This window comes from Psychrobacter sp. AH5, assembly GCF_040371085.1.
GTDB lineage: Bacteria > Pseudomonadota > Gammaproteobacteria > Pseudomonadales > Moraxellaceae > Psychrobacter.
In genome coordinates this window covers 1-24104 of the sequence record NZ_JAMBMT010000003.1, presented here as the reverse complement: position 1 = coordinate 24104, position 24104 = coordinate 1, and the positions used below count along the sequence as shown (strand labels likewise).

Below are 24104 nucleotides of genomic sequence, written 5' to 3'. Positions count from 1 at the left end.
AATCACCTCAAGATATCTTGGGGTTTTTTTATATTGTACCTTGTAATATGTTGTATATTGTATTATACTACATACATACAATACAAAAGATACATATCTAACCATACAAAATAAAGGATGACCGTCATGGCGATCAATATTCAGCAGATTCATGCAATCGCTGACCAGTTACAAGATCAAGGCATTAAGCCGACTCTAGCAGAAGTGCGTAAAGCGCTAGGCGGTGGTTCGTTTACGACTATCAGTGAGGCTATGAAATCATGGCGACAGGATAATAGAGAGGAAGAACAGCTAAGACAGGTGGACTTGCCAAGCGGCATCACTGAGCGCTTACAAGCGCTTGGTGCGGATATGTGGCAGACGGCCATTGATATCGCCAATGATCGATTAGTCAAAGAGCGTGAGGCTTTAGAGGCAATCAAGGTTAAAGCGCAAGCTGAAACGGACGAGGCGCAAGAAGCGGTTAAGACGCTAGAGAGTGAACAATCTGATTTATTAGGGCAACTTGACGAGGTGACGGCGACAGCAGAGACGGCAGCTACAAAGTTAGAGAAGACCGAAGCTGAACGTGACACATTTAAAAAGACGTTAGACGCTACTGAGCATCAGCTAGAGCTTGAACGTATTAAAGCGGATACCGCGCAGACACAGCTTGCAGAGGTTCGCAGCGCACTAGATAAGACATCGGCAGACTTGGCTGCTAACTTATCTAAGGTGACTAAACTTGAGACTATAGCTGACAGTAATAAAGCAGAGATTGAGCGCTTGAAGTCAGAGCTTGCAAATACTAAGACTGAGTTAAAGACAGTAACCGCTGAGCGCAATGAGATACAGACTAAGACCGCAGAAGTTAAAGGGGAGCTAAAGGCTATAACTGCTGAGCGTAACAAGCTATCAGAACAGAGTGATCAACTGACTCAAACACAAGCTAAGCTTGAAGTGGAACACAGAGTATTAAATGAGAAGTATAGTGAGTTATCAAACAATTACCTATCAGAGCAGGAACAAGTGACAGCAGAACTCGAAAAGACTGAAAGCGAATTAGCTACCTCTAAAAACCAAAATAACAATCAGGGTGCTGATTAAGCGAGGGTACTCTAGGTTAGGCTTACAAGCTCGGTCTGTACGTATTACGTGGGGTGAGTGGTGCTAGTTTACTTTCCTCATGATCGACTACCGACTCTTCCTCTTGTGTGGTATCTAAAGGTGGATTACTAATAGCGACAACCTCAGTAAGGTTCTTCTTATCTTGTTCATATTGTAGATGCTCTTTCGTAGGGTTGGTCAATAGCGTTAAAATACGCGCATTACTATACTGTCCAAGGCTTTCACGTAATAACCTATCATTTAGGCGACTATCATTATCCACGCCTTCAAGGTGTTCGCTGATGTTTTTGATCACATTCATCTGCCGAGGATTGAAAGTATCGCTCGGGTCGGGTTTAGGGTTTGTTTCCATGCCACCACCTGACCAGTCGCTTTTTTGTATGTAGGGCTTCCATTCTTGGGCATCCCAATAATTCTGTATCGCTTGCTCTATTAGCTCTCCATGTCGTCTAACAGTGATTTTATCTTCTCGTTCTGCAAATCGATCAAAGATTCCTGTTTGCTCGTCAAGCTTTTCAGCTCCTCGTTTTCTGTCAAAAGGTGTTGGAGCTGCTCTTGATAGCCAATCATCAGCTCCTCGTACTGCTGTAGCTGTTCTGTCTGCTGCTGCATTTGCGTCGTTCCCTGCTCTAGTAGCTCTGTTTGTTGCTTCATTGCTGAGAGTAATACAGCTATCTGATGCTGACTTAATGGCTGCTCTATTACTTTCTTCGTATCCATTGTTTATTCCTTTCACTCTTGATGTAAAGCCATATGCAGCAAAGACTGAGGCATTTTTCCCTTGCTTGTGCTGCGGTTGGATATCAAGACCTAAATCTTTATATGATTTGTGGCTGATAGGTGCTATATCATGCTGTGCTAGTCGTTTATTAACCATGTTTGCCCATAATTCACGTACGTTTTTAATATACTCAGCACCATCACCCATGTTTTTGCTTCGTCGCCAACGATCCGACTTTTCAGTATGTACCTTCTCACCAAATGACAGCTTACCGTCCTTAGTCAGTTCGGCTTGACGGGTGGTAAACATAATATGAGCATGAATATTGCGCTTATCAGGTTCTATAGTTGGCTCTAGGTCATATACTTCTGTTACTTCGAGTTCTTTTGTATCAAGATTATATGTTTCGATACGGTCTTTCATAGTTTGGTAGTTTTCTATGGTCGGTTTATGAATGCAATAATCACCGATCACCCCTAGCTCATCAGCTAAGTGCTGTGTGAACTCTACTGTTAATTGCTCGTTTTCGTCATCTGACAGCTCGCTAGGCAATGCAAGTAACCATTCTCTAGCCAACCTAGCGGATTTTTTTAGGCGACTACCTTTGACACTTCTAGTCGTGGTCGCGTGTTCTTCGACACTGCTCCATAGCTCTTGCCTACTGATCGAAAAGTTCTCATTACTTAAGGCTGTCGGCAAAACGATATTTTTAGCCACTACACCCTTTTTATTCGTATAGTCGTGAGTAGTAGCATTAGGGTTTAGTTTGTTAGTATCGGTCAGTTTTTCGGCAGCACGATAGGCTGCTGCTGCGACAACATTGTGTCCTTTTCCTCTGCTTATGTGCTTGGTTTCTGCTCGGAATATAGCCATAATTAATAGCCTATTTTGATAAATAAAAATGATGTTTTTAATGATTTTCAAACTATACTTATGCATTAATCATTTGGAAAAACTAATATGGAAATAGTTTATGGTGTAGGTTTACTGCTATTTTTCTCTTTATCTCAATTAATATATAAATGGTTAGAGGAAAGCCATTTGTTATGGCCGTTAATAGGTATAGTAATACTAATATTGGCGGGTCTGACTTATGAAAGATTACAGAACATGCCGGTCAAACCACATCCATCTGACGATATGGGCGAGGGTATTACTAGGGGTCAATATGATGCATGCATGAGAGAACAATACCGGACTAACACATATATGTATTGTAGACCTTAGCATCTAGTTTTTTTGGGGTTTGGGGTGTCCCCAACGTGGTTTATGAGAAGCTGTATATAATGGAACGTAGTGTAAGTATATACAGCTTCTCGTAACCGCGCTCTTAGCAGAGGGCTATTAGGCTTTGGTGTGTAATCAATGGATTAGGCTAAAAACTCGAATACTGGAACAAGAAACTCAAATTTTGATGATTTAGGCTCTAATTTTGAACAAAAAACTCAAATTATTGATTTGTTATAAAACTGTAATTTTGACCTGAGCGGACTGAACACTCAAATTCTGCACTAGAAAACTCAAATAACAGTAATACTGGCTCTAATAAAGAATAAAAAACTCAAATTATCGATTTATTATGGAAGTTTGGTTAGTCGACCATAAATTCAACTAACCAATGTTTCTAGATATGAACAAACAAATAAACTACTTTAGTTTTTTTAGATCAAGTATTGGTTCTTGAGTATATTTTACAGTTTTATCAGCTCCCTTGATTGACGTTTTGATAGTTACCACTTTATTCTTTGCAAGAATATTGGCTAACTTTTGAGCTTGAATACTATCAGTAACATCATAAATATTAGTCTCTTCTCTTCTACCTGTGATGGTGAATTCGACTGGTTTCTTCCCTTTGGGCGTGACAGTCAATTTGCAAAATGAAGTAATACACCTAAAAAGCTTAGCTTTAGCTGGGAATTTAAACTCGACACCATAACTATCATCAATATTCGCGAGCTTACTAACAGCCATTACATAACTATCTGCATCTGATACTGTAGTACCTATATTCGATAAGTAGCCGGAGTCGCCCACTGGTTTAGTCTTATAGTCCCAATTAGCTGAAGCGAACACAGGCAATGAAGAGAGTAGCACTGCAGTAAGTATTTTTTTCATGTTTTTGCCTCTAAGTAATTATCTTTCAAATAAAATTACATTATAAAATTTATTGCATTAATAATGTTAATTACTAGGGCGTGTTGAACATTCGACCATGTCACTGACAGAGACTATTTTTTAGGCGATTTGCAGATAAAAATGGTAAGTTTAGTCGTTCTAAGCGTCTATTTTTATCAATAAAGCGGCAAAAAAGAGTCCTGTCCCTGTTGTTGTCGTGAGGGCTGATGCTAAAATCGCCCTAGTCGTTGTGACTGTTTAAATAAAATCAGCTAACCAATGCAATAAGCATTATCTGCAATTTTAACGACGACTAGAACACAGCTTTGATAAACTAGTAGCTATCAGCAGTGCGCATTTGTGAATGTTCAACACGCCCTAACCGTTCGCTATTTTTTTTTCCATTAATTTGTCGCCAATGTTCAACACGGCCTAAATGATCGTAATTAATTTTAACCTGCCATTCATAAAAGGAATTTATTATGGTAATAATCAGCCATAAAAAAAACACAGTTAATAATCTTCGTCATTCAAAAGAGTTGTTATTACTTTGTAGCAGTATGCTACTAATAGCTTGTAGCTCAGCACCTGCGCGTACAGGAACAGTGACTAGTGTAAGCGGTGATAATCGCGCCCCTACGACCGCTACCATCAAAGCTAATAGTCAGGTCGCCAAACAATTAAACCTTAACGATCAGCAAGATTTCACAGACGCGCGTCGCGGACTTATCGCCAGTCCTAAAGATTTGAAAATCCCATCCTCTAAAGACGCCTCGAAGAACGTCTGGAATATGAGTGCTTATGATTTTATAGAAGGTGAGGCTCCTGCTACAGTCAATCCTAGCCTGTGGCGACAAGCTCAGCTCAATAATATTCAAGGACTATTCGAGGTAACACCAGGTATTTATCAAGTTCGCGGTTTTGATTTATCTAACATGACGTTAATCAAAGGCGATAGTGGCTGGATTATTATTGATACGATGACCTCAAAAGAAACCGCGCGCTATGCTTATGACTTCGCTATGCAGCATCTAGCTAAGCGCTATCCGAATACAACCAACGTCAGTGCTATTTTATTTACGCATAGTCATGTTGATCACTTCGGCGGAGTATTAGGCATTGTTAGTCAGCAAGATATTGAGCGTAAGAAAATTCCAATTATTGCACCTGCTGGGTTTATAGAAGAAGCGACCAGCGAAAATATCATTGCTGGTAATGCTATGCTACGCCGCGCCGTTTACATGTACGGCAAAGACTTGGCGCGTGATGAATTCGGTCATATCGATACTGGCTTAGGAAAGAGCCCAGCTTTTGGAGAGGTCAGTATTACCAAGCCTACGGTATTAATTGATCGCACTCCTACTAAACTAAATATAGATGGCGTCAAGTTCGAGTTTCAGTACACGCCTGAGTCAGAAGCTCCAGCAGAACTAACCTTCTATCTACCAGAATACAAGGCTTTTGGCGGTGCAGAATTGGTGTCACGAAATATGCATAATCTGTATACGCTACGCGGTGCAAAGGTACGTGATGCTTTGAAATGGAGCGGTTATATAGAAGAGGCGCGTAATATATTTGGTGATGCCGATATCTATTTCGGTAGTCATCATTGGCCTATGTGGGGGCAAGACAATATTCAGAAATTCTTAAAGCAACAGCGCGATACTTATAAATTTATTCACGATCAGAGCGTGCGCCGTATGAATAAAGGTATGACACCAGGCGAGATCGCTGAAGATATTACTTTGCCTACTAGTTTGTCGCAGGAATTCTATAATCGCGAGTATTATGGCACAGTAAAACATAATGCACGTGCTGTCTACCAAGGTTATTTAGGATGGTACGATGGTAATCCTGCCCATTTAGATCCGTTACCTGATCCACAACGTGCTACCGCTTACGTCGATCTAGCTGGTGGTAGTAATAATGTATTATTAAAAGCGCAAAAAGCCTTTGATGAGGATAACTATCGCTGGGCCGCTGAGCTATTGAATCATTTGGTATCGGTTGAACCCAAAAACATAGTAGCGCGCGAGCTGCTAGCGCGTAGCTATGATCAATTAGGCTATCAAGCGGAATCAGGACCGTGGCGTGATGTTTATTTGACCGGTGCTTTAGAGTTACGTCAAGGAACATCCAACACCAGCGTGAATCTTGCCGCTACTAAAGACCTATTATTACAAACGCCAGTCTCTAACTTTTTCGATACTTTAGCTGTGCGTTTAAAATCAGAAGATGCAGCTAATAAAGACACTAAGATAGTGATTAATTTTACGGATCTAAATGAAAGCCATCTCTTATGGATTGAGAACTCAGTGCTCCATCATCGTTTAGTTGATGATTCTAAGCCAGTAGAAGAGAAGGTTAATGCTACGTTGAATTTACCTCATGCTATGTTTGTCGATTTATTAGTAGGTGAAACAGATTTTAAAGGTATGTTGTTATCTAAAGAGTCTAAGGTTGACGGTAATCCACTTGGCTTGATAGGCTTCTTTAGATTGTTTGAGAAGCCTAATTCTTCATTTGGTATAGTGTTGCCAGATGAGTAAGGCAGCTTGTTTTCGACTATAACTATTAAGGCCTTGCTAACAGCAAGGCCTTAATAGTTATATATATTTTATTATCTCATTGCTTGGGTGAACTATCCATTTCTTGTAGTCGTTGAAAGACGGTGTCTGAAAATGGTTTGAAGTAATTCCATGACTTATATTTTTGATTGTACTGACCACCGCCTTCGTTACGCCATTGCTTTAGTATCTCAATGACATCATGGTTGTAGGTCACACACTTGATAGACATCATGCCTGAATTAAAGACCCTGACATCTACCCAAGCATGGTTGACGGTAAAGCGATAGATGGTATAGCCTTTATCAAAGCTTCCGTTGCTATTCTCATCAGTACTGCTCTGGCAATTATAAAGAGGCTCAGGTGATGGTGTAGGGGCTATTGTTAATGATTTCGGTGCTGGAAATATCCACTGCTTATTACTGACACAGTCTAGAATATAATCTTTGGCTTCCTCACTTGGCAACTCAATACCTTGTGTGAGGATTTCTCTCAAATCGATCTCAACGGTCTTAATACCTAATTGCTTAATAAAATCTGCTTTATCAGTATCGATGAAAGAAGTCACAGCAACTTCAATAAACATCATTTCTCCGTCAACCGTTGCGACTATATCAGGTCGAATACAGCCAACAGCTTGCTCTTCGATTAGTTGATCAAACTCCCAAGTTTTATCTTCACTATTTTCGTCATCAGGTAGTGATGGTAGTGTTAAATATTTCTCTTCCATAATGACTTGCTTAGCAAACTTGTGTAGGATACTTTCAGGGTGAATCGTGCAGCTTTCTTTATTAGGGCGTGTTGAACATTCGCAAATAGGCACTGCTGATCGCTAAAATTGTTCCAGACAAGGCACAAAGCGACGATAATGCAGATGCCTTAGCGAGATTTGTAACGCAGTATGGGGCAATTTTAGCATCAGCCCTCACGACAACAACAGGGACAGGACTCTTTTTTGCCGCTTCATCGTTAAAAATAAGCGCTTAGAATGACTAAACTTATTATTTTTAACATCGAATCGCCTAAAAAATAGTCGCTGTCAGTGCCATGGTCGAATGTTCAACACGCCCTAAGCACTTAAAGCTATAAGACTAAGTTATTATCGATTTATGACTTTGCTGACTCTACAAAACCATATTTAATAAGATATGGTAAATATTTTTTATAGTGCTCAGGCATCTGTAACTCTCGATTGATTATTCTTTTTGCTTCTTCATTAGTTTTGACAGGCATATCGCCCACAAGCGCATGTTCAGCTACTAATTTGAAATCAAACAAATTTGCTTGAGCTTGATTTAGGCATGGACTTTTCTTCTCTATTTTAGCTACTTCTTTGTTCTTGGCAGCATTGTCTTTAAACGCAAAGACTATCTCGGTAATCTCCCTTCCTTCCTTATTTTGGGTAAAGGATATATCTAACGTTGTTTGAGCTTTGATTTCTTTAATAGCAGGTTTCAATACGTACTGCTTGAAATCACTTATACTTTTGTATTTATCTTCGCAGTTAAATTTCTTCCGCAAATACTTGACGGTATAAGCTCTCTTTTTACCTTCGAGGTGTAAGTTACTAGAGATTAATTCGAACAATAGAAGACCATACGATCCTAAATTAACGATGCTTTGACGCTCATACTTAGTGAATGGATGGCTTTTATCAAACACTGTAAGCATATGGGTTACAGTTTCCGTCAACGTCAACTCAATCTTGCCTTGACCTGTAATATACGTGCACTCTGCGACCCATGATGAACCACGTCTATATTTCTCATCATCAGCTTGGAAGTCCCAGAACCAAAATGCCTTTTCAAGTAAGCTGTCAGCTATTTTCTCTAGCGTCTTATATCCTGTAGGATTGCTTTTACCGTACTCTTTAGCAAAAGCTGTAGCTTTAACTGTAAATGTACGCTGTTGTGGGTCTATATCTACAGCCTTTCTTACTAAGTGCGTCATATACATCATTAAACGTCGCTCATTAGTATCTAAATTAGTAATAGCGTTTAACATACGATTTTGCATGACTACCATATTTTCGCCATAAATATAGCCTAACTTGCCGTCTGACAGGCTCTTATCTTCCACCTGCGGCGTTTTATCTTCATTTTGGTGGATAGGTACTACTTTATACCCAAAATCAAAATCTGGGGCTTTGACAGGTTCTTTTACTTCTATAATTGCATCTAAGCCGTATAGTTCTTGCATATGAAGTATAAGTTCAGACCTTTCGCGGTCAGTTAGCACTCTTTCGGTCTCAATGCTGTATGTTTTCTGACTATCCATAACTACCTCGAAATCCTATTTAAGGTAATACTAGCAGCATTGTAAGAAAATGAAAGTTTTTTTTCTTACAATACTGCGATTTATTCGTACTATCACTGCCTATCCTTCGTACTATTTTGGCTAAACGCTGCCTATCCTTCGTACTATCAGTTCGTACACTTCGTAGTATAGAAAAAAAAAATCAGCTATAAGCTATATATGGTATGGCTTATAGCGGAATGCGGAAAAACCTATAAAGTTGTTAAATCTTTATTAAATAAATAAAGATTTTTGGCTGTTAATAAATGAAAATAATAGGGATAAAACTATGAATAAGTAGAAGTGCTTGTTATATACATAACTATAAGAACAGACTACGGTATATTAGATACGTTCATTATTGGAACAGTAAATAAATTGGAAATAATCTATTGAGGTAGTAAGAAAGTATGAGTTTAGACTATCAGCATATTCGTGAGCAGTTACACCGTATAATCCATGACTACAAAGACGCTGAGGGATATGAAAGAGGTCAAAGTCAGAACTTTTGGACACAGATATTTAACGCTTATGGTGTATCTGGTCAAGTACAGTCAAAAGCATTTGAACATCGCTTAAAAGATGATAAATCACAAAAATATGTAGATGCTTTTATTCCTAAACTGGTAATGATTGAGCAAAAAAGTCGTGGTATTGATCTCAATAAAGCCTATAACCAAGTCAGTAAATACTATGAACGCCTAAGCACAGCAGATAAACCAAGATATATCGTACTGTCTAATTTTGATGAGCTATGGCTATTCGATATCGAAAATCCTCTAAACATCAAAGAATATAAATGTCCGCTTGCTGATCTCCCTAAAAATGCTGAATGGTTGGATTTCTTAGCACCAAATGCGGCAATGGCTGAGATCGTTGAAGAAAACCCGATTAACCGTCAAGCTACTGAAATGGTTGCTAAGCTGCATCAGGCTTTTATCTCCGATGGGGTTAATGCCGATGAATTAGCACTATTCTTAACTCGCCTGATCTTTTGTTTCTTTGCCGATGACACCGGCATTTTTGGACAAAAAAACCTGTTAGATGGGTTACTCACGAATGAGGCAAGAAATGACGGCAGCAACCTCAACGAGGTATTTACCACGCTGTTTGATACTTTAAACACTAAAGACCGCTCAAGTCGCCTTCCTGAAAGTTATGCTGCATTTGCTTATATCAACGGTGATCTGTTCTCTCAGTCAATCCGTATCCCTTACTTTGATGAAAACCTCTATAACCTAGTCGTTCAATGCAATAACCTTGATTGGAGCGAAATTAGCCCTGCTATTTTTGGCTCAATGTTCCAAAGCGTACTCGATATAGACGACACAGCCGACAGCGACGATAAACGTCGTGAGTTTGGCGCTCATTACACCAGTGAAAAGAATATTTTAAAGGTCATCAACTCCTTATTCTTACAAGAGCTGCGTGATGAGTTTTCAAAGTGCGCTAAAGACAAGCCTAGAGCCATAAAACTCTATGAAAAACTACCTACATTAAAATTCTTTGATCCTGCTTGTGGCTGTGGCAACTTCCTAATCATTGCTTACCGTGAGTTGCGACTGCTAGAAAATCAGCTGATTGCACAGATTTATGGTGATCAAAGAGGTCTGCTTGATATTAGTAGTATGTGTCAAGTCACGGTTGAGCAGTTTTATGGCATCGAGATTGAACCTCATGCAGCCCATATCGCAAGGGTAGCTATGTGGATCACTGACCATCAGCTGAACCAAGCCACTGCCGAACGTTTTGGTACGACACGCCCTACAACGCCTATCGTATACAGTCCACACATTACAGAGGGTAATGCCCTACAAATTGACTGGGAGGACGTTCTAGCGGCCAATGAGTGTGATTTTGTGATGGGCAATCCGCCTTTCATTGGTTATACCTATCAAAGTAAAGAGCAGAAAGCAGATTTGGCTCATGTTGCTAGTAGTGTGAAAAAACATAAGTCATTAGATTATGTTGCAGGGTGGTACATCAAAGCTATGCACTATATGCAGTCAGTAACTAAGCCTAAACATCAAATCGAAACAGCTTTTGTATCTACTAACTCTATCGTTCAAGGTGAGCATGTAGCCATATTGTGGCAATACCTCCTTAAAGATTGTGAGGGACATATTAATTTTGCCCATCATACCTTTAAGTGGACGAATGAGGGTAAAGGTGTAGCAGCTGTACATTGCATCATCGTTGGCTATGGTACGAACGAACGCAAAGAAAAAACGATCTTTAGTTATAGTGATATTGCAGGTGAACCCAAGCCAAACAAAGCGAAAACTATCAATGGCTATTTAATTGATGGTGAATTAATTTTCTTCGATAGAGCTAAAAAGCAAGTTTCTAATGAATTAGAAATGTCACGTGGCAATCAGCCTACGGACGGTGGAAACTTGCTGCTATCAGACGATGAATTTAAAGAGTTAATAGAAATAGAGCCGACTGCTAAGAAATATATAAAGCGTTATATGATGGGTAATGAATTTCTCAACAATATAAAACGTTGGTGTCTTTGGTTTGATGATTGCGATCCTCTACAGCTCAATAAAGATTTAGAGAAAATGCCTTTAGTTAGGCAAAGAATTGAAAATGTTAAAAACACAAGGCTTTTAAGCAGCAAAGCGGCTACAGTTAAGAAAGCTGACACTCCCCATCTATTTGATGAGCGACGTTATGTAGATGAGCCTTATATTGGGTTGCCTAGAGTATCCTCAGAAAATAGAAAATTCATACCTATTGGTTTTTTAGATGGAGAAGTAGCAGGTGATAAACTGTATGTCCTTTTAGGCGGAAGGCTTTATCACTTTGGTGTTTTATCAAGCAGTATGCACAATGCTTTTATGCGTCTGACAGCAGGGAGAATGAAAAGCGACTATAGTTATTCAAATACTATCGTTTATAACAATTTCCCCTATCCTTTCATGGCAGAAGATGATGATAGAAAATCTATTGAAGCCAAGTCAGATATAGCTAAAGTAGCGCAAGGCGTGTTAGATGCTCGTAAGCATTACCAAGAAGTTAGTGAGAATGCACCAACGCTCGCTAAGCTTTATAACACTTACATGATCGATCCCTATCCTGAGCTAACCAAAGCTCATAATGCCCTTGATAAAGCAGTAGATAAGGCTTACGGCTACAAGGGTAAGGGCGACGATGCCAGTCGAGTTGAGTTCTTACTCAAAAGAATTGCTGATATTTGATATTTTCTAACAATGGCCAAAATATAATGTAGTTGTATCAATTAAATCACCTCAAGATATCTTGGGGTTTTTTTATATTGTACCTTGTAATATGTTGTATATTGTATTATACTACATACATACAATACAAAAGATACATATCTAACCATACAAAATAAAGGATGACCGTCATGGCGATCAATATTCAGCAGATTCATGCAATCGCTGACCAGTTACAAGATCAAGGCATTAAGCCGACTCTAGCAGAAGTGCGTAAAGCGCTAGGCGGTGGTTCGTTTACGACTATCAGTGAGGCTATGAAATCATGGCGACAGGATAATAGAGAGGAAGAACAGCTAAGACAGGTGGACTTGCCAAGCGGCATCACTGAGCGCTTACAAGCGCTTGGTGCGGATATGTGGCAGACGGCCATTGATATCGCCAATGATCGATTAGTCAAAGAGCGTGAGGCTTTAGAGGCAATCAAGGTTAAAGCGCAAGCTGAAACGGACGAGGCGCAAGAAGCGGTTAAGACGCTAGAGAGTGAACAATCTGATTTATTAGGGCAACTTGACGAGGTGACGGCGACAGCAGAGACGGCAGCTACAAAGTTAGAGAAGACCGAAGCTGAACGTGACACATTTAAAAAGACGTTAGACGCTACTGAGCATCAGCTAGAGCTTGAACGTATTAAAGCGGATACCGCGCAGACACAGCTTGCAGAGGTTCGCAGCGCACTAGATAAGACATCGGCAGACTTGGCTGCTAACTTATCTAAGGTGACTAAACTTGAGACTATAGCTGACAGTAATAAAGCAGAGATTGAGCGCTTGAAGTCAGAGCTTGCAAATACTAAGACTGAGTTAAAGACAGTAACCGCTGAGCGCAATGAGATACAGACTAAGACCGCAGAAGTTAAAGGGGAGCTAAAGGCTATAACTGCTGAGCGTAACAAGCTATCAGAACAGAGTGATCAACTGACTCAAACACAAGCTAAGCTTGAAGTGGAACACAGAGTATTAAATGAGAAGTATAGTGAGTTATCAAACAATTACCTATCAGAGCAGGAACAAGTGACAGCAGAACTCGAAAAGACTGAAAGCGAATTAGCTACCTCTAAAAACCAAAATAACAATCAGGGTGCTGATTAAGCGAGGGTACTCTAGGTTAGGCTTACAAGCTCGGTCTGTACGTATTACGTGGGGTGAGTGGTGCTAGTTTACTTTCCTCATGATCGACTACCGACTCTTCCTCTTGTGTGGTATCTAAAGGTGGATTACTAATAGCGACAACCTCAGTAAGGTTCTTCTTATCTTGTTCATATTGTAGATGCTCTTTCGTAGGGTTGGTCAATAGCGTTAAAATACGCGCATTACTATACTGTCCAAGGCTTTCACGTAATAACCTATCATTTAGGCGACTATCATTATCCACGCCTTCAAGGTGTTCGCTGATGTTTTTGATCACATTCATCTGCCGAGGATTGAAAGTATCGCTCGGGTCGGGTTTAGGGTTTGTTTCCATGCCACCACCTGACCAGTCGCTTTTTTGTATGTAGGGCTTCCATTCTTGGGCATCCCAATAATTCTGTATCGCTTGCTCTATTAGCTCTCCATGTCGTCTAACAGTGATTTTATCTTCTCGTTCTGCAAATCGATCAAAGATTCCTGTTTGCTCGTCAAGCTTTTCAGCTCCTCGTTTTCTGTCAAAAGGTGTTGGAGCTGCTCTTGATAGCCAATCATCAGCTCCTCGTACTGCTGTAGCTGTTCTGTCTGCTGCTGCATTTGCGTCGTTCCCTGCTCTAGTAGCTCTGTTTGTTGCTTCATTGCTGAGAGTAATACAGCTATCTGATGCTGACTTAATGGCTGCTCTATTACTTTCTTCGTATCCATTGTTTATTCCTTTCACTCTTGATGTAAAGCCATATGCAGCAAAGACTGAGGCATTTTTCCCTTGCTTGTGCTGCGGTTGGATATCAAGACCTAAATCTTTATATGATTTGTGGCTGATAGGTGCTATATCATGCTGTGCTAGTCGTTTATTAACCATGTTTGCCCATAATTCACGTACGTTTTTAATATACTCAGCACCATCACCCATGTTTTTGCTTCGTCGCCAACGATCCGACTTTTCAGTATGTACCTTCTCACCAAATGACAGCTTACCGTCCTTAGTCAGTTCGGCTTGACGGGTGGTAAACATAATATGAGCATGAATATTGCGCTTATCAGGTTCTATAGTTGGCTCTAGGTCATATACTTCTGTTACTTCGAGTTCTTTTGTATCAAGATTATATGTTTCGATACGGTCTTTCATAGTTTGGTAGTTTTCTATGGTCGGTTTATGAATGCAATAATCACCGATCACCCCTAGCTCATCAGCTAAGTGCTGTGTGAACTCTACTGTTAATTGCTCGTTTTCGTCATCTGACAGCTCGCTAGGCAATGCAAGTAACCATTCTCTAGCCAACCTAGCGGATTTTTTTAGGCGACTACCTTTGACACTTCTAGTCGTGGTCGCGTGTTCTTCGACACTGCTCCATAGCTCTTGCCTACTGATCGAAAAGTTCTCATTACTTAAGGCTGTCGGCAAAACGATATTTTTAGCCACTACACCCTTTTTATTCGTATAGTCGTGAGTAGTAGCATTAGGGTTTAGTTTGTTAGTATCGGTCAGTTTTTCGGCAGCACGATAGGCTGCTGCTGCGACAACATTGTGTCCTTTTCCTCTGCTTATGTGCTTGGTTTCTGCTCGGAATATAGCCATAATTAATAGCCTATTTTGATAAATAAAAATGATGTTTTTAATGATTTTCAAACTATACTTATGCATTAATCATTTGGAAAAACTAATATGGAAATAGTTTATGGTGTAGGTTTACTGCTATTTTTCTCTTTATCTCAATTAATATATAAATGGTTAGAGGAAAGCCATTTGTTATGGCCGTTAATAGGTATAGTAATACTAATATTGGCGGGTCTGACTTATGAAAGATTACAGAACATGCCGGTCAAACCACATCCATCTGACGATATGGGCGAGGGTATTACTAGGGGTCAATATGATGCATGCATGAGAGAACAATACCGGACTAACACATATATGTATTGTAGACCTTAGCATCTAGTTTTTTTGGGGTTTGGGGTGTCCCCAACGTGGTTTATGAGAAGCTGTATATAATGGAACGTAGTGTAAGTATATACAGCTTCTCGTAACCGCGCTCTTAGCAGAGGGCTATTAGGCTTTGGTGTGTAATCAATGGATTAGGCTAAAAACTCGAATACTGGAACAAGAAACTCAAATTTTGATGATTTAGGCTCTAATTTTGAACAAAAAACTCAAATTATTGATTTGTTATAAAACTGTAATTTTGACCTGAGCGGACTGAACACTCAAATTCTGCACTAGAAAACTCAAATAACAGTAATACTGGCTCTAATAAAGAATAAAAAACTCAAATTATCGATTTATTATGGAAGTTTGGTTAGTCGACCATAAATTCAACTAACCAATGTTTCTAGATATGAACAAACAAATAAACTACTTTAGTTTTTTTAGATCAAGTATTGGTTCTTGAGTATATTTTACAGTTTTATCAGCTCCCTTGATTGACGTTTTGATAGTTACCACTTTATTCTTTGCAAGAATATTGGCTAACTTTTGAGCTTGAATACTATCAGTAACATCATAAATATTAGTCTCTTCTCTTCTACCTGTGATGGTGAATTCGACTGGTTTCTTCCCTTTGGGCGTGACAGTCAATTTGCAAAATGAAGTAATACACCTAAAAAGCTTAGCTTTAGCTGGGAATTTAAACTCGACACCATAACTATCATCAATATTCGCGAGCTTACTAACAGCCATTACATAACTATCTGCATCTGATACTGTAGTACCTATATTCGATAAGTAGCCGGAGTCGCCCACTGGTTTAGTCTTATAGTCCCAATTAGCTGAAGCGAACACAGGCAATGAAGAGAGTAGCACTGCAGTAAGTATTTTTTTCATGTTTTTGCCTCTAAGTAATTATCTTTCAAATAAAATTACATTATAAAATTTATTGCATTAATAATGTTAATTACTAGGGCGTGTTGAACATTCGACCATGTCACTGACAGAGACTATTTTTTAGGCGATTTGCAGATAAAAATGGTAAGTTTAGTCGTTCTAAGCGTCTATTTTTATCAATAAAGCGGCAAAAAAGAGTCCTGTCCCTGTTGTTGTCGTGAGGGCTGATGCTAAAATCGCCCTAGTCGTTGTGACTGTTTAAATAAAATCAGCTAACCAATGCAATAAGCATTATCTGCAATTTTAACGACGACTAGAACACAGCTTTGATAAACTAGTAGCTATCAGCAGTGCGCATTTGTGAATGTTCAACACGCCCTAACCGTTCGCTATTTTTTTTTCCATTAATTTGTCGCCAATGTTCAACACGGCCTAAATGATCGTAATTAATTTTAACCTGCCATTCATAAAAGGAATTTATTATGGTAATAATCAGCCATAAAAAAAACACAGTTAATAATCTTCGTCATTCAAAAGAGTTGTTATTACTTTGTAGCAGTATGCTACTAATAGCTTGTAGCTCAGCACCTGCGCGTACAGGAACAGTGACTAGTGTAAGCGGTGATAATCGCGCCCCTACGACCGCTACCATCAAAGCTAATAGTCAGGTCGCCAAACAATTAAACCTTAACGATCAGCAAGATTTCACAGACGCGCGTCGCGGACTTATCGCCAGTCCTAAAGATTTGAAAATCCCATCCTCTAAAGACGCCTCGAAGAACGTCTGGAATATGAGTGCTTATGATTTTATAGAAGGTGAGGCTCCTGCTACAGTCAATCCTAGCCTGTGGCGACAAGCTCAGCTCAATAATATTCAAGGACTATTCGAGGTAACACCAGGTATTTATCAAGTTCGCGGTTTTGATTTATCTAACATGACGTTAATCAAAGGCGATAGTGGCTGGATTATTATTGATACGATGACCTCAAAAGAAACCGCGCGCTATGCTTATGACTTCGCTATGCAGCATCTAGCTAAGCGCTATCCGAATACAACCAACGTCAGTGCTATTTTATTTACGCATAGTCATGTTGATCACTTCGGCGGAGTATTAGGCATTGTTAGTCAGCAAGATATTGAGCGTAAGAAAATTCCAATTATTGCACCTGCTGGGTTTATAGAAGAAGCGACCAGCGAAAATATCATTGCTGGTAATGCTATGCTACGCCGCGCCGTTTACATGTACGGCAAAGACTTGGCGCGTGATGAATTCGGTCATATCGATACTGGCTTAGGAAAGAGCCCAGCTTTTGGAGAGGTCAGTATTACCAAGCCTACGGTATTAATTGATCGCACTCCTACTAAACTAAATATAGATGGCGTCAAGTTCGAGTTTCAGTACACGCCTGAGTCAGAAGCTCCAGCAGAACTAACCTTCTATCTACCAGAATACAAGGCTTTTGGCGGTGCAGAATTGGTGTCACGAAATATGCATAATCTGTATACGCTACGCGGTGCAAAGGTACGTGATGCTTTGAAATGGAGCGGTTATATAGAAGAGGCGCGTAATATATTTGGTGATGCCGATATCTATTTCGGTAGTCATCATTGGCCTATGTGGGGGCAAGACAATATTCAGAAATTCTTAAAGCAACAGCGCGATACTTATAAATTTATTCACGATCAGAGCGTGCGCCGTATGAATAAAGGTATGACACCAGGCGAGATCGCTGAAGATATTACTTTGCCTACTAGTTTGTCGCAGGAATTCTATAATCGCGAGTATTATGGCACAGTAAAACATAATGCACGTGCTGTCTACCAAGGTTATTTAGGATGGTACGATGGTAATCCTGCCCATTTAGATCCGTTACCTGATCCACAACGTGCTACCGCTTACGTCGATCTAGCTGGTGGTAGTAATAATGTATTATTAAAAGCGCAAAAAGCCTTTGATGAGGATAACTATCGCTGGGCCGCTGAGCTATTGAATCATTTGGTATCGGTTGAACCCAAAAACATAGTAGCGCGCGAGCTGCTAGCGCGTAGCTATGATCAATTAGGCTATCAAGCGGAATCAGGACCGTGGCGTGATGTTTATTTGACCGGTGCTTTAGAGTTACGTCAAGGAACATCCAACACCAGCGTGAATCTTGCCGCTACTAAAGACCTATTATTACAAACGCCAGTCTCTAACTTTTTCGATACTTTAGCTGTGCGTTTAAAATCAGAAGATGCAGCTAATAAAGACACTAAGATAGTGATTAATTTTACGGATCTAAATGAAAGCCATCTCTTATGGATTGAGAACTCAGTGCTCCATCATCGTTTAGTTGATGATTCTAAGCCAGTAGAAGAGAAGGTTAATGCTACGTTGAATTTACCTCATGCTATGTTTGTCGATTTATTAGTAGGTGAAACAGATTTTAAAGGTATGTTGTTATCTAAAGAGTCTAAGGTTGACGGTAATCCACTTGGCTTGATAGGCTTCTTTAGATTGTTTGAGAAGCCTAATTCTTCATTTGGTATAGTGTTGCCAGATGAGTAAGGCAGCTTGTTTTCGACTATAACTATTAAGGCCTTGCTAACAGCAAGGCCTTAATAGTTATATATATTTTATTATCTCATTGCTTGGGTGAACTATCCATTTCTTGTAGTCGTTGAAAGACGGTGTCTGAAAATGGTTTGAAGTAATTCCATGACTTATATTTTTGATTGTACTGACCACCGCCTTCGTTACGCCATTGCTTTAGTATCTCAATGACATCATGGTTGTAGGTCACACACTTGATAGACATCATGCCTGAATTAAAGACCCTGACATCTACCCAAGCATGGTTGACGGTAAAGCGATAGATGGTATAGCCTTTATCAAAGCTTCCGTTGCTATTCTCATCAGTACTGCTCTGGCAATTATAAAGAGGCTCAGGTGATGGTGTAGGGGCTATTGTTAATGATTTCGGTGCTGGAAATATCCACTGCTTATTACTGACACAGTCTAGAATATAATCTTTGGCTTCCTCACTTGGCAACTCAATACCTTGTGTGAGGATTTCTCTCAAATCGATCTCAACGGTCTTAATACCTAATTGCTTAATAAAATCTGCTTTATCAGTATCGATGAAAGAAGTCACAGCAACTTCAATAAACATCATTTCTCCGTCAACCGTTGCGACTATATCAGGTCGAATACAGCCAACAGCTTGCTCTTCGATTAGTTGATCAAACTCCCAAGTTTTATCTTCACTATTTTCGTCATCAGGTAGTGATGGTAGTGTTAAATATTTCTCTTCCATAATGACTTGCTTAGCAAACTTGTGTAGGATACTTTCAGGGTGAATCGTGCAGCTTTCTTTATTAGGGCGTGTTGAACATTCGCAAATAGGCACTGCTGATCGCTAAAATTGTTCCAGACAAGGCACAAAGCGACGATAATGCAGATGCCTTAGCGAGATTTGTAACGCAGTATGGGGCAATTTTAGCATCAGCCCTCACGACAACAACAGGGACAGGACTCTTTTTTGCCGCTTCATCGTTAAAAATAAGCGCTTAGAATGACTAAACTTATTATTTTTAACATCGAATCGCCTAAAAAATAGTCGCTGTCAGTGCCATGGTCGAATGTTCAACACGCCCTAAGCACTTAAAGCTATAAGACTAAGTTATTATCGATTTATGACTTTGCTGACTCTACAAAACCATATTTAATAAGATATGGTAAATATTTTTTATAGTGCTCAGGCATCTGTAACTCTCGATTGATTATTCTTTTTGCTTCTTCATTAGTTTTGACAGGCATATCGCCCACAAGCGCATGTTCAGCTACTAATTTGAAATCAAACAAATTTGCTTGAGCTTGATTTAGGCATGGACTTTTCTTCTCTATTTTAGCTACTTCTTTGTTCTTGGCAGCATTGTCTTTAAACGCAAAGACTATCTCGGTAATCTCCCTTCCTTCCTTATTTTGGGTAAAGGATATATCTAACGTTGTTTGAGCTTTGATTTCTTTAATAGCAGGTTTCAATACGTACTGCTTGAAATCACTTATACTTTTGTATTTATCTTCGCAGTTAAATTTCTTCCGCAAATACTTGACGGTATAAGCTCTCTTTTTACCTTCGAGGTGTAAGTTACTAGAGATTAATTCGAACAATAGAAGACCATACGATCCTAAATTAACGATGCTTTGACGCTCATACTTAGTGAATGGATGGCTTTTATCAAACACTGTAAGCATATGGGTTACAGTTTCCGTCAACGTCAACTCAATCTTGCCTTGACCTGTAATATACGTGCACTCTGCGACCCATGATGAACCACGTCTATATTTCTCATCATCAGCTTGGAAGTCCCAGAACCAAAATGCCTTTTCAAGTAAGCTGTCAGCTATTTTCTCTAGCGTCTTATATCCTGTAGGATTGCTTTTACCGTACTCTTTAGCAAAAGCTGTAGCTTTAACTGTAAATGTACGCTGTTGTGGGTCTATATCTACAGCCTTTCTTACTAAGTGCGTCATATACATCATTAAACGTCGCTCATTAGTATCTAAATTAGTAATAGCGTTTAACATACGATTTTGCATGACTACCATATTTTCGCCATAAATATAGCCTAACTTGCCGTCTGACAGGCTCTTATCTTCCACCTGCGGCGTTTTATCTTCATTTTGGTGGATAGGTACTACTTTATACCCAAAATCAAAATCTGGGGCTTTGACAGGTTCTTTTACTTCTATAATTGCATCTAAGCCGTATAGTTCTTGCATATGAAGTATAAGTTCAGACCTTTCGCGGTCAGTTAGCACTCTTTCGGTCTCAATGCTGTATGTTTTCTGACTATCCATAACTACCTCGAAATCCTATTTAAGGTAATACTAGCAGCATTGTAAGAAAATGAAAGTTTTTTTTCTTACAATACTGCGATTTATTCGTACTATCACTGCCTATCCTTCGTACTATTTTGGCTAAACGCTGCCTATCCTTCGTACTATCAGTTCGTACACTTCGTAGTATAGAAAAAAAAAATCAGCTATAAGCTATATATGGTATGGCTTATAGCGGAATGCGGAAAAACCTATAAAGTTGTTAAATCTTTATTAAATAAATAAAGATTTTTGGCTGTTAATAAATGAAAATAATAGGGATAAAACTATGAATAAGTAGAAGTGCTTGTTATATACATAACTATAAGAACAGACTACGGTATATTAGATACGTTCATTATTGGAACAGTAAATAAATTGGAAATAATCTATTGAGGTAGTAAGAAAGTATGAGTTTAGACTATCAGCATATTCGTGAGCAGTTACACCGTATAATCCATGACTACAAAGACGCTGAGGGATATGAAAGAGGTCAAAGTCAGAACTTTTGGACACAGATATTTAACGCTTATGGTGTATCTGGTCAAGTACAGTCAAAAGCATTTGAACATCGCTTAAAAGATGATAAATCACAAAAATATGTAGATGCTTTTATTCCTAAACTGGTAATGATTGAGCAAAAAAGTCGTGGTATTGATCTCAATAAAGCCTATAACCAAGTCAGTAAATACTATGAACGCCTAAGCACAGCAGATAAACCAAGATATATCGTACTGTCTAATTTTGATGAGCTATGGCTATTCGATATCGAAAATCCTCTAAACATCAAAGAATATAAATGTCCGCTTGCTGATCTCCCTAAAAATGCTGAATGGTTGGATTTCTTAGCACCAAATGCGGCAATGGCTGAGATCGTTGAAGAAAACCCGATTAACCGTCAAGCTACTGAAATGGTTGCTAAGCTGCATCAGGCTTTTATCTCCGATGGGGTTAATGCCGATGAATTAGCACTATTCTTAACTCGCCTGATCTTTTGTTTCTTTGCCGATGACACCGGCATTTTTGGACAAAAAAACCTGTTAGATGGGTTACTCACGAATGAGGCAAGAAATGACGGCAGCAACCTCAACGAGGTATTTACCACGCTGTTTGATACTTTAAACACTAAAGACCGCTCAAGTCGCCTTCCTGAAAGTTATGCTGCATTTGCTTATATCAACGGTGATCTGTTCTCTCAGTCAATCCGTATCCCTTACTTTGATGAAAACCTCTATAACCTAGTCGTTCAATGCAATAACCTTGATTGGAGCGAAATTAGCCCTGCTATTTTTGGCTCAATGTTCCAAAGCGTACTCGATATAGACGACACAGCCGACAGCGACGATAAACGTCGTGAGTTTGGCGCTCATTACACCAGTGAAAAGAATATTTTAAAGGTCATCAACTCCTTATTCTTACAAGAGCTGCGTGATGAGTTTTCAAAGTGCGCTAAAGACAAGCCTAGAGCCATAAAACTCTATGAAAAACTACCTACATTAAAATTCTTTGATCCTGCTTGTGGCTGTGGCAACTTCCTAATCATTGCTTACCGTGAGTTGCGACTGCTAGAAAATCAGCTGATTGCACAGATTTATGGTGATCAAAGAGGTCTGCTTGATATTAGTAGTATGTGTCAAGTCACGGTTGAGCAGTTTTATGGCATCGAGATTGAACCTCATGCAGCCCATATCGCAAGGGTAGCTATGTGGATCACTGACCATCAGCTGAACCAAGCCACTGCCGAACGTTTTGGTACGACACGCCCTACAACGCCTATCGTATACAGTCCACACATTACAGAGGGTAATGCCCTACAAATTGACTGGGAGGACGTTCTAGCGGCCAATGAGTGTGATTTTGTGATGGGCAATCCGCCTTTCATTGGTTATACCTATCAAAGTAAAGAGCAGAAAGCAGATTTGGCTCATGTTGCTAGTAGTGTGAAAAAACATAAGTCATTAGATTATGTTGCAGGGTGGTACATCAAAGCTATGCACTATATGCAGTCAGTAACTAAGCCTAAACATCAAATCGAAACAGCTTTTGTATCTACTAACTCTATCGTTCAAGGTGAGCATGTAGCCATATTGTGGCAATACCTCCTTAAAGATTGTGAGGGACATATTAATTTTGCCCATCATACCTTTAAGTGGACGAATGAGGGTAAAGGTGTAGCAGCTGTACATTGCATCATCGTTGGCTATGGTACGAACGAACGCAAAGAAAAAACGATCTTTAGTTATAGTGATATTGCAGGTGAACCCAAGCCAAACAAAGCGAAAACTATCAATGGCTATTTAATTGATGGTGAATTAATTTTCTTCGATAGAGCTAAAAAGCAAGTTTCTAATGAATTAGAAATGTCACGTGGCAATCAGCCTACGGACGGTGGAAACTTGCTGCTATCAGACGATGAATTTAAAGAGTTAATAGAAATAGAGCCGACTGCTAAGAAATATATAAAGCGTTATATGATGGGTAATGAATTTCTCAACAATATAAAACGTTGGTGTCTTTGGTTTGATGATTGCGATCCTCTACAGCTCAATAAAGATTTAGAGAAAATGCCTTTAGTTAGGCAAAGAATTGAAAATGTTAAAAACACAAGGCTTTTAAGCAGCAAAGCGGCTACAGTTAAGAAAGCTGACACTCCCCATCTATTTGATGAGCGACGTTATGTAGATGAGCCTTATATTGGGTTGCCTAGAGTATCCTCAGAAAATAGAAAATTCATACCTATTGGTTTTTTAGATGGAGAAGTAGCAGGTGATAAACTGTATGTCCTTTTAGGCGGAAGGCTTTATCACTTTGGTGTTTTATCAAGCAGTATGCACAATGCTTTTATGCGTCTGACAGCAGGGAGAATGAAAAGCGACTATAGTTATTCAAATACTATCGTTTATAACAATTTCCCCTATCCTTTCATGGCAGAAGATGATGATAGAAAATCTATTGAAGCCAAGTCAGATATAGCTAAAGTAGCGCAAGGCGTGTTAGATGCTCGTAAGCATTACCAAGAAGTTAGTGAGAATGCACCAACGCTCGCTAAGCTTTATAACACTTACATGATCGATCCCTATCCTGAGCTAACCAAAGCTCATAATGCCCTTGATAAAGCAGTAGATAAGGCTTACGGCTACAAGGGTAAGGGCGACGATGCCAGTCGAGTTGAGTTCTTACTCAAAAGAATTGCTGATATTTGATATTTTCTAACAATGGCCAAAATATAATGTAGTTGTATCAATTA

The 24104-nt window shown here is 39.4% G+C and carries 14 protein-coding genes; 6 read left to right on the top strand and 8 right to left on the bottom strand.

The window, feature by feature from the left end; all coding sequences use genetic code 11:
* The first annotated feature begins 126 nt into the window (after positions 1-126).
* Positions 127-1086, top strand: coding sequence for a DNA-binding protein (locus tag M0N77_RS12930; RefSeq protein WP_353105662.1), 960 nt, complete (start codon positions 127-129; stop codon positions 1084-1086).
* Positions 1087-1108: 22 nt separating this feature from the next.
* Here M0N77_RS12930 and M0N77_RS12925 read toward each other — a convergent pair whose 3' ends face one another.
* Positions 1109-2752: a MobA/MobL family protein gene (locus tag M0N77_RS12925; protein ID WP_353105661.1), complete on the bottom strand. Its 1644-nt coding sequence runs from the start codon at positions 2750-2752 to the stop codon at positions 1109-1111.
* A gap of 723 nt (positions 2753-3475) precedes the next feature.
* The gene (locus tag M0N77_RS12920) at positions 3476-3943 is read right to left on the bottom strand and encodes a hypothetical protein (protein WP_353105660.1); all 468 of its coding nucleotides are present in this window, start codon (positions 3941-3943) and stop codon (positions 3476-3478) included.
* A 482-nt stretch (positions 3944-4425) separates the two neighbouring features.
* Between M0N77_RS12920 and M0N77_RS12915 the strand changes: the two genes are divergently transcribed.
* Positions 4426-6492 (top strand): alkyl/aryl-sulfatase, encoded by a 2067-nt coding sequence (locus tag M0N77_RS12915; protein WP_052024207.1) that lies wholly within the window; start codon positions 4426-4428, stop codon positions 6490-6492.
* A gap of 76 nt (positions 6493-6568) precedes the next feature.
* Here M0N77_RS12915 and M0N77_RS12910 read toward each other — a convergent pair whose 3' ends face one another.
* Complete coding sequence (locus tag M0N77_RS12910) at positions 6569-7096, bottom strand: hypothetical protein (protein ID WP_353105659.1); 528 nt, start codon at positions 7094-7096, stop codon at positions 6569-6571.
* A 521-nt stretch (positions 7097-7617) separates the two neighbouring features.
* Positions 7618-8787 carry a replication initiation protein gene (locus tag M0N77_RS12905; RefSeq protein WP_353105658.1) on the bottom strand — a complete coding sequence of 390 codons (1170 nt, stop codon included), beginning with the start codon at positions 8785-8787 and terminating at the stop codon, positions 7618-7620.
* Between the two features lie 428 nt (positions 8788-9215).
* Here M0N77_RS12905 and M0N77_RS12900 point away from each other — a divergent pair, with 428 nt between their 5' ends.
* The gene (locus M0N77_RS12900; RefSeq protein WP_353105657.1) at positions 9216-12008 is read left to right on the top strand and encodes a DNA methyltransferase; all 2793 of its coding nucleotides are present in this window, start codon (positions 9216-9218) and stop codon (positions 12006-12008) included.
* Positions 12009-12178: 170 nt separating this feature from the next.
* Complete coding sequence (locus tag M0N77_RS12895) at positions 12179-13138, top strand: DNA-binding protein (RefSeq protein ID WP_353105662.1); 960 nt, start codon at positions 12179-12181, stop codon at positions 13136-13138.
* A gap of 22 nt (positions 13139-13160) precedes the next feature.
* On the opposite strand, the gene M0N77_RS12890 is transcribed toward M0N77_RS12895, so the two are convergent.
* Together M0N77_RS12890 and M0N77_RS12885 are read right to left on the bottom strand one after the other, a co-directional pair.
* Entirely contained in the window at positions 13161-14804 is a 1644-nt protein-coding gene (locus tag M0N77_RS12890) for a MobA/MobL family protein (protein WP_353105661.1), read from the bottom strand.
* 723 nt (positions 14805-15527) lie between these two features.
* Positions 15528-15995: a hypothetical protein gene (locus M0N77_RS12885; RefSeq protein ID WP_353105660.1), complete on the bottom strand. Its 468-nt coding sequence runs from the start codon at positions 15993-15995 to the stop codon at positions 15528-15530.
* 482 nt (positions 15996-16477) lie between these two features.
* On the opposite strand from M0N77_RS12885, the gene M0N77_RS12880 reads away from it, so the two are divergent.
* Complete coding sequence (locus M0N77_RS12880) at positions 16478-18544, top strand: alkyl/aryl-sulfatase (protein ID WP_052024207.1); 2067 nt, start codon at positions 16478-16480, stop codon at positions 18542-18544.
* Positions 18545-18620: 76 nt separating this feature from the next.
* Here the strand turns inward: M0N77_RS12880 and M0N77_RS12875 are convergent, their stop codons facing one another.
* Positions 18621-19148 (bottom strand): hypothetical protein, encoded by a 528-nt coding sequence (locus M0N77_RS12875; protein ID WP_353105659.1) that lies wholly within the window; start codon positions 19146-19148, stop codon positions 18621-18623.
* A 521-nt stretch (positions 19149-19669) separates the two neighbouring features.
* Positions 19670-20839 (bottom strand): replication initiation protein, encoded by a 1170-nt coding sequence (locus M0N77_RS12870; RefSeq protein WP_353105658.1) that lies wholly within the window; start codon positions 20837-20839, stop codon positions 19670-19672.
* Positions 20840-21267: 428 nt separating this feature from the next.
* On the opposite strand from M0N77_RS12870, the gene M0N77_RS12865 reads away from it, so the two are divergent.
* On the top strand, positions 21268-24060 hold the full coding sequence (locus M0N77_RS12865) for a DNA methyltransferase (RefSeq protein WP_353105657.1): 2793 nt from the start codon (positions 21268-21270) through the stop codon (positions 24058-24060).
* Positions 24061-24104: the final 44 nt, after the last annotated feature.